General features: G+C 61.1%; 9 protein-coding genes. All 9 read right to left on the reverse strand.

The genetic code is table 11. The features are described 5' to 3' along the window. On the reverse strand, positions 1-159 hold a 159-nt coding region (locus AC1DHD_RS14190), incomplete at its 3' end, for a nucleoside monophosphate kinase (RefSeq protein WP_476880334.1). 5 nt (positions 160-164) lie between these two features. Then, a complete protein-coding gene (secY, locus tag AC1DHD_RS14195) occupies positions 165-1,475 on the reverse strand; it encodes a preprotein translocase subunit SecY (RefSeq protein ID WP_476880329.1) in 1,311 nt (436 codons plus the stop codon). Positions 1,476-1,662: 187 nt separating this feature from the next. After that, complete coding sequence (gene rplO, locus AC1DHD_RS14200) at positions 1,663-2,157, reverse strand: 50S ribosomal protein L15 (RefSeq protein ID WP_476880330.1); 495 nt, start codon at positions 2,155-2,157, stop codon at positions 1,663-1,665. Further along, positions 2,158-2,364, reverse strand: coding sequence for a 50S ribosomal protein L30 (rpmD, locus tag AC1DHD_RS14205; protein WP_056626615.1), 207 nt, complete (start codon positions 2,362-2,364; stop codon positions 2,158-2,160). Positions 2,365-2,367: 3 nt separating this feature from the next. Continuing rightward, positions 2,368-3,048: a 30S ribosomal protein S5 gene (gene rpsE / locus AC1DHD_RS14210; RefSeq protein ID WP_476880331.1), complete on the reverse strand. Its 681-nt coding sequence runs from the start codon at positions 3,046-3,048 to the stop codon at positions 2,368-2,370. Positions 3,049-3,074: 26 nt separating this feature from the next. Continuing rightward, complete coding sequence (rplR, locus tag AC1DHD_RS14215) at positions 3,075-3,458, reverse strand: 50S ribosomal protein L18 (protein WP_018773674.1); 384 nt, start codon at positions 3,456-3,458, stop codon at positions 3,075-3,077. Positions 3,459-3,460: 2 nt separating this feature from the next. Then, on the reverse strand, positions 3,461-3,997 hold the full coding sequence (gene rplF / locus AC1DHD_RS14220) for a 50S ribosomal protein L6 (RefSeq protein ID WP_476880332.1): 537 nt from the start codon (positions 3,995-3,997) through the stop codon (positions 3,461-3,463). An 18-nt stretch (positions 3,998-4,015) separates the two neighbouring features. Further along, positions 4,016-4,414 (reverse strand): 30S ribosomal protein S8, encoded by a 399-nt coding sequence (gene rpsH / locus AC1DHD_RS14225; RefSeq protein ID WP_056737814.1) that lies wholly within the window; start codon positions 4,412-4,414, stop codon positions 4,016-4,018. 94 nt (positions 4,415-4,508) lie between these two features. Then, complete coding sequence (rplE, locus tag AC1DHD_RS14230) at positions 4,509-5,090, reverse strand: 50S ribosomal protein L5 (RefSeq protein ID WP_476880333.1); 582 nt, start codon at positions 5,088-5,090, stop codon at positions 4,509-4,511. Positions 5,091-5,139: the final 49 nt, after the last annotated feature.

Genomic DNA, 5,139 nt, shown 5'->3' on the forward strand with positions numbered 1-5,139 from the left:
GCCGAGCGGCGTCTCACCCTTGACGTTGCCGAGCGGCGTCTCACCCTTGACGTTGGCACGGAAGATATCGCCGGTGGAGATCGCAACGACGCCGAGGCGCTCCGAAATGCGTTCCGCCTGCGTTCCCTTGCCGGAACCGGGAGGTCCGATAATCAACATTCTCGTCATCGCAAAAGCCCTTCGTAGTGACGCTGCTGTAGCTGCGCATCAATCTGCTTGACGGTCTCCAAACCTACGCCCACCATGATCAGGATCGAGGTGCCACCGAACGGGAAGTTCTGGTTGGCGTTGATCAGGACCAAGGCGATCAGCGGGATCAGGGCCACAAAGCCCAGGTAGATCGCGCCGGGCAGGGTGATCCTGGAAAGCACATACTGCAGGTAATCTGCGGTCGGCTTGCCGGCACGGATACCCGGAATGAAGCCGCCGTACTTCTTCATGTTGTCAGAAACTTCCTCAGGGTTGAAAGTGATCGCAACATAGAAGTAGGTGAAGAACACAATCATGGCGAAGTACAGGGCCATGTAGATGGGGTGGTCACCGCGGGTCAGGTTGTTGTTGATCCACTCGACCCAGGGGGCTACAGGCTCCCCCGGTGCGGGCCGGTTGAACTGCGAGATCAGGCCCGGCAGGTACAGCATCGAGGACGCGAAGATGACAGGCACGACGCCGGCCATGTTCACCTTGATGGGGATGTACGTGCTGGTGCCGCCCACCGTGCGGCGGCCGATCATGCGTTTGGCGTACTGCACCGGGATCCGGCGCTGAGACTGCTCGACGAAGACCACCAGTGCCACGGTCAGCAGGCCGATGACCAGGACCATAAAGAAGGTGCCCGGGCCCTGGGCCTTCCAGATCGCGCCCAGGGACGTCGGGAAGCCGGCAGCGATGGAGGTGAAGATCAGCAGCGACATGCCGTTGCCCACACCCTTCTCGGTGACGAGCTCGCCCATCCACATGATCAGGCCGGTGCCGGCCGTCAGGGTGATGACGATCAGGATGGTGGTGATGATGCTCGCGTCCGGAATGATCGGCAGCTGGCAGTTCGGCAGGAGCTGGCCGGAACGGGCCAGGGACACCAGCGTCGTGGCATTGAGCAGGCCCAGCGCGATGGTGAGGTACCGGGTGTACTGGGTCAGCTTGGACTGGCCCGAGGCGCCCTCTTCGTAGAGCTGCTGGAACCGGGGAATGACCACGCGGAGCAGCTGGACGATGATGCTGGCGGTGATGTAGGGCATGATCCCGAGCGCGAAGATCGAGACCTGCAGCAACGCACCCCCGCTGAACAGGTTGACGAGCTGGTAGATCCCGCCCGAGGTCTGACCGTTCTGCAAGCATTGCTGGACATTCTGGTAGCTCACACCAGGCGAGGGGATGAAGGCACCCAAGCGGAAGATTGTGATGATTCCCAGCGTGAACAACAACTTGCGTCGCAGATCAGGCGTGCGAAAGGCCCGGCCAAATGCGCTAAGCAAGCGTCCTCCTGAGTAATAAGTAAAGTCGTGTGAGATAGGTCAAATAAACCCAACAACCGAGTCTAACGGGTCGATGCGCCCGCCGAACAATCGGCAGGGCGGGAAAAAAGAAAAAACCCCCGGTACCAGGGGCCGGAGCCCCTGGTACCGGGAGTTTTTCACAACGGGCTAATGCCCCGCCGCCTCATTAGAGGGCGGTGGTGCTTCCGCCTGCTGCGGCAATCTTTTCTGCGGCGCTGGCCGAGAATGCGTGGACGGTGACGTCAACCTTGACGGTGATGTCGCCGGTGCCCAGCACCTTGACGGGCTGGTTCTTGCGAACGGCACCCTTTTCGACCAGGTTCTCCACGGTGACTGCGCCACCTTCCGGGAACAGCTCGTTGAGCTTGTCCAGGTTTACAACCTGGAACTCAACCCGGAACGGGTTCTTGAAGCCGCGCAGCTTCGGCAGGCGCATGTGCAGCGGCAGCTGGCCGCCGGCAAAGCCAGCCTTGATCTGGTAGCGGGCCTTCGTACCCTTGGTACCGCGACCAGCGGTCTTACCCTTGGAGCCTTCACCACGACCAACGCGGGTCTTGGCGGTCTTGGCACCCGGGGCGGGACGCAGGTGGTGAACCTTCAGTGCGTTCTGCTTCTCAGCAGCGGCGCCCTGTGCCTTTTCGGYGGTGTTCTTCTCTGCCATTTACTTCGCCTCCTCTACCTTTACCAGGTGCGGAACCGTGTTGAGCATCCCGACGGTCACGGCGTCGGCGGTGCGGACAACGGTGTGTCCGATCCGCTTCAGGCCGAGGGACCGCAGGGTGTCGCGCTGGTTCTGCTTGCCGCCAATGGCGGACTTGATCTGAGTGATCTCCAACTGGGCGTCGGAGGGAATCAGGTTCTTAGCCATGACTCAGACACCTGCCTTCTGGTTCAGGAGAGCCTTCACCATTGCCGGCGGAGCGATCTCGTCGAGCGGGAGGCCGCGGCGTGCTGCCACTGCTGCCGGCTCTTCGAGGCGCTTCAGGGCATCAACGGTCGCGTGAACGATGTTGATSGCGTTGGAGGAACCGAGCGACTTGGAGAGGATGTCGTGGATACCCACGCACTCCAGTACYGCRCGGACCGGACCACCGGCGATAACACCGGTACCGGCGGAAGCCGGACGCAGCAKRACAACGYCTGCAGCMGCYTCACCCTGGACGCGGTGCGGAATGGTGTTGCCGATGCGGGGAACGCGGAAGAAGGACTTCTTGGCTTCTTCAACGCCCTTCGCGATAGCGGCGGGTACTTCCTTGGCCTTGCCGTAGCCGACGCCGACCATACCGTTGCCGTCACCGACGACGACGAGGGCGGTGAAGCTAAAGCGACGACCACCCTTGACGACCTTGGAAACACGGTTGATGGTTACGACGCGCTCTACGAACTGGCTCTTCTCGGCTTCGCGGCCGCCGTCGCGGCCACCACGGCCACCACGGTCGCCACGGCCCTGGCCGCGGTCGCCACGCTCGCCACGACGGGCGCCACCACGGCGGTCGTCAGTGGTAGCAGGCGCAGCGGTCTCAGTTGCCGGAGCAGCTACAGCTTCAGTCACCTGAATGTCCTTTTCGTTATTTTCGGTCACAGTGCCAGCCCACCTTCACGTGCGCCGTCAGCGACGGCGGCGATCCGGCCGTGGTACTTGTTACCACCGCGGTCGAAGACAACAGCTTCGATACCGGCAGCCTTGGCACGCTCGGCGACGAGCTCGCCAACGCGCTTGGCCTTGGCGGTCTTGTCACCGTCGAATGCACGAAGGTCGGCTTCCAGAGTGGACGCGCTCGCTACGGTCAGGCCCTTGGTGTCATCGACAACCTGGACGAATACGTGRCGGGCSGARCGGTTGACAACCAGACGCGGTCGTACAGCCGTACCGGAGATGCGCTTGCGGATACGAAGCTGGCGGCGGCTGCGCTGGGCAGACTTGCTCTTGTTCGTACGCTTCTTGTTAATTGCGATGGCCATGGTTACTTACCAGCCTTTCCGACCTTGCGGCGGATGACTTCGCCGGCGTAGCGGATGCCCTTGCCCTTATAGGGGTCCGGCTTCCGCAGCTTGCGAATGTTGGCAGCAACCTCGCCGACCTGCTGCTTGGAGATACCTGAGACAGAGAGCTTGGTCGGGGTCTCAACTGCAAAGGTGATGCCGTTCGGAGCCGAGACGTTGACCGGGTGGCTGTAGCCCAGAGCGAACTCCAGGTCAGAACCCTTGGCCTGGACGCGGTAACCGGTACCGACAATCTCAAGCTTCTTCTCGTAGCCTGCGGTAACACCCTGGATCATGTTGGCGATCAGGGTGCGGGTCAGGCCGTGCAGCGAACGTGAGGCGCGCTCGTCGTTCGGGCGGGCGACGGTCAGGGTGCCATCTTCCAGGGTGACCTCGATCGGGCTGGCCACAGTGTGGTTCAGCTCGCCTTTGGAACCCTTGACAGTGACGACAGAGCCGTCAACCTTGACCTCAACGCCGGCGGGAACGGTGATGGGGAGACGTCCAATACGTGACATTATTCTCTTCCTTTCCCGTTACCAGACGTACGCGAGGACTTCGCCGCCCACGCCCTTCTTGCCGGCCTGCTTGTCAGTCAGGAGGCCGGAAGAGGTGGACAGGATAGCGATACCCAGGCCACCCAGCACGTGCGGCAGGTTGGTGGACTTTGCGTAAACGCGCAGTCCCGGCTTGGAAATACGACGAACGCCAGCGATGGAACGCTCGCGGTTCGGACCGAACTTGAGCTCGAGGGTCAGCTTCTTGCCGACCTCCGCGTCTTCTTCCTTCCAGGAGGCAATAAAGCCTTCTGCCTTCAGGATGTCAGCAACGCGTGCCTTGAGCTTGCTGTAAGGCATAGACACGGAATCGTGGTATGCCGAGTTTGCATTGCGCAGACGCGTAAGCATATCTGCGACAGGATCTGTCATAGTCATGGTGGGCTCTTGCCCTTCCTCATAACGGTTTCCGCTGCGGTGCCTTATCGAACAAGTTCGAACACCAGGCAGCCGGACCTTTTACGTAGTTAGATTAATCTTCGGTCTTGAACGGGAAGCCAAGCGCCTTGAGCAGCGCGCGGCCTTCGTCGTCGGTCTTGGCAGTGGTCACGACAGTGATGTCCATACCGCGAACGCGGTCGATGGAATCCTGGTCGATCTCGTGGAACATAACCTGCTCGGTCAGACCGAAGGTGTAGTTGCCGTTGCCGTCGAACTGCTTGCCGCTGAGGCCCCGGAAGTCGCGGATACGCGGCAGTGCCAGCGTGACCAGACGGTCCAGGAATTCCCACATACGGTCGCCACGCAGAGTTGCGTGCGCACCGATCGGCATGCCTTCGCGCAGCTTGAACTGTGCGATCGACTTGCGGGCCTTGGTTACCTGCGGCTTCTGGCCGGTGATCAGGGTCAGATCGCGGACAGCGCCGTCGATCAGCTTGGAGTCCTTGGCGGCATCTCCAACACCCATGTTCACAACGACCTTCACCAGACGGGGAACCTGGTTGACGTTCTCGTACTTGAATTCCTCAACGAGCGAGCTCTTGATGGAATCCGCGTACTTGGTCTTCAGACGAGGAACGATCTTGCTTACCGGAGTCTCGAGAGTCTCAGTCATTAGATGTCCTTCCCTGAGCTCTTGGCCACGCGGACACGCACTTCACGCT

Source organism: Arthrobacter sp. 05L45_2 (genome assembly GCF_056397525.1).

What these genes read in the sequence shown, in the direction of transcription:
- rpmD (WP_056626615.1), bottom strand. Translation starts at nt 2,364, where the DNA reads ATGGCTAAGAACCTGATTCCCTCCGACGCCCAGTTGGAGATCACTCAG.
- rplF (WP_476880332.1), bottom strand. Translation starts at nt 3,997, where the DNA reads ATGTCACGTATTGGACGTCTCCCCATCACCGTTCCCGCCGGCGTTGAG.
- rpsH (WP_056737814.1), bottom strand. Translation starts at nt 4,414, where the DNA reads ATGACTATGACAGATCCTGTCGCAGATATGCTTACGCGTCTGCGCAAT.
- rplE (WP_476880333.1), bottom strand. Translation starts at nt 5,090, where the DNA reads ATGACTGAGACTCTCGAGACTCCGGTAAGCAAGATCGTTCCTCGTCTG.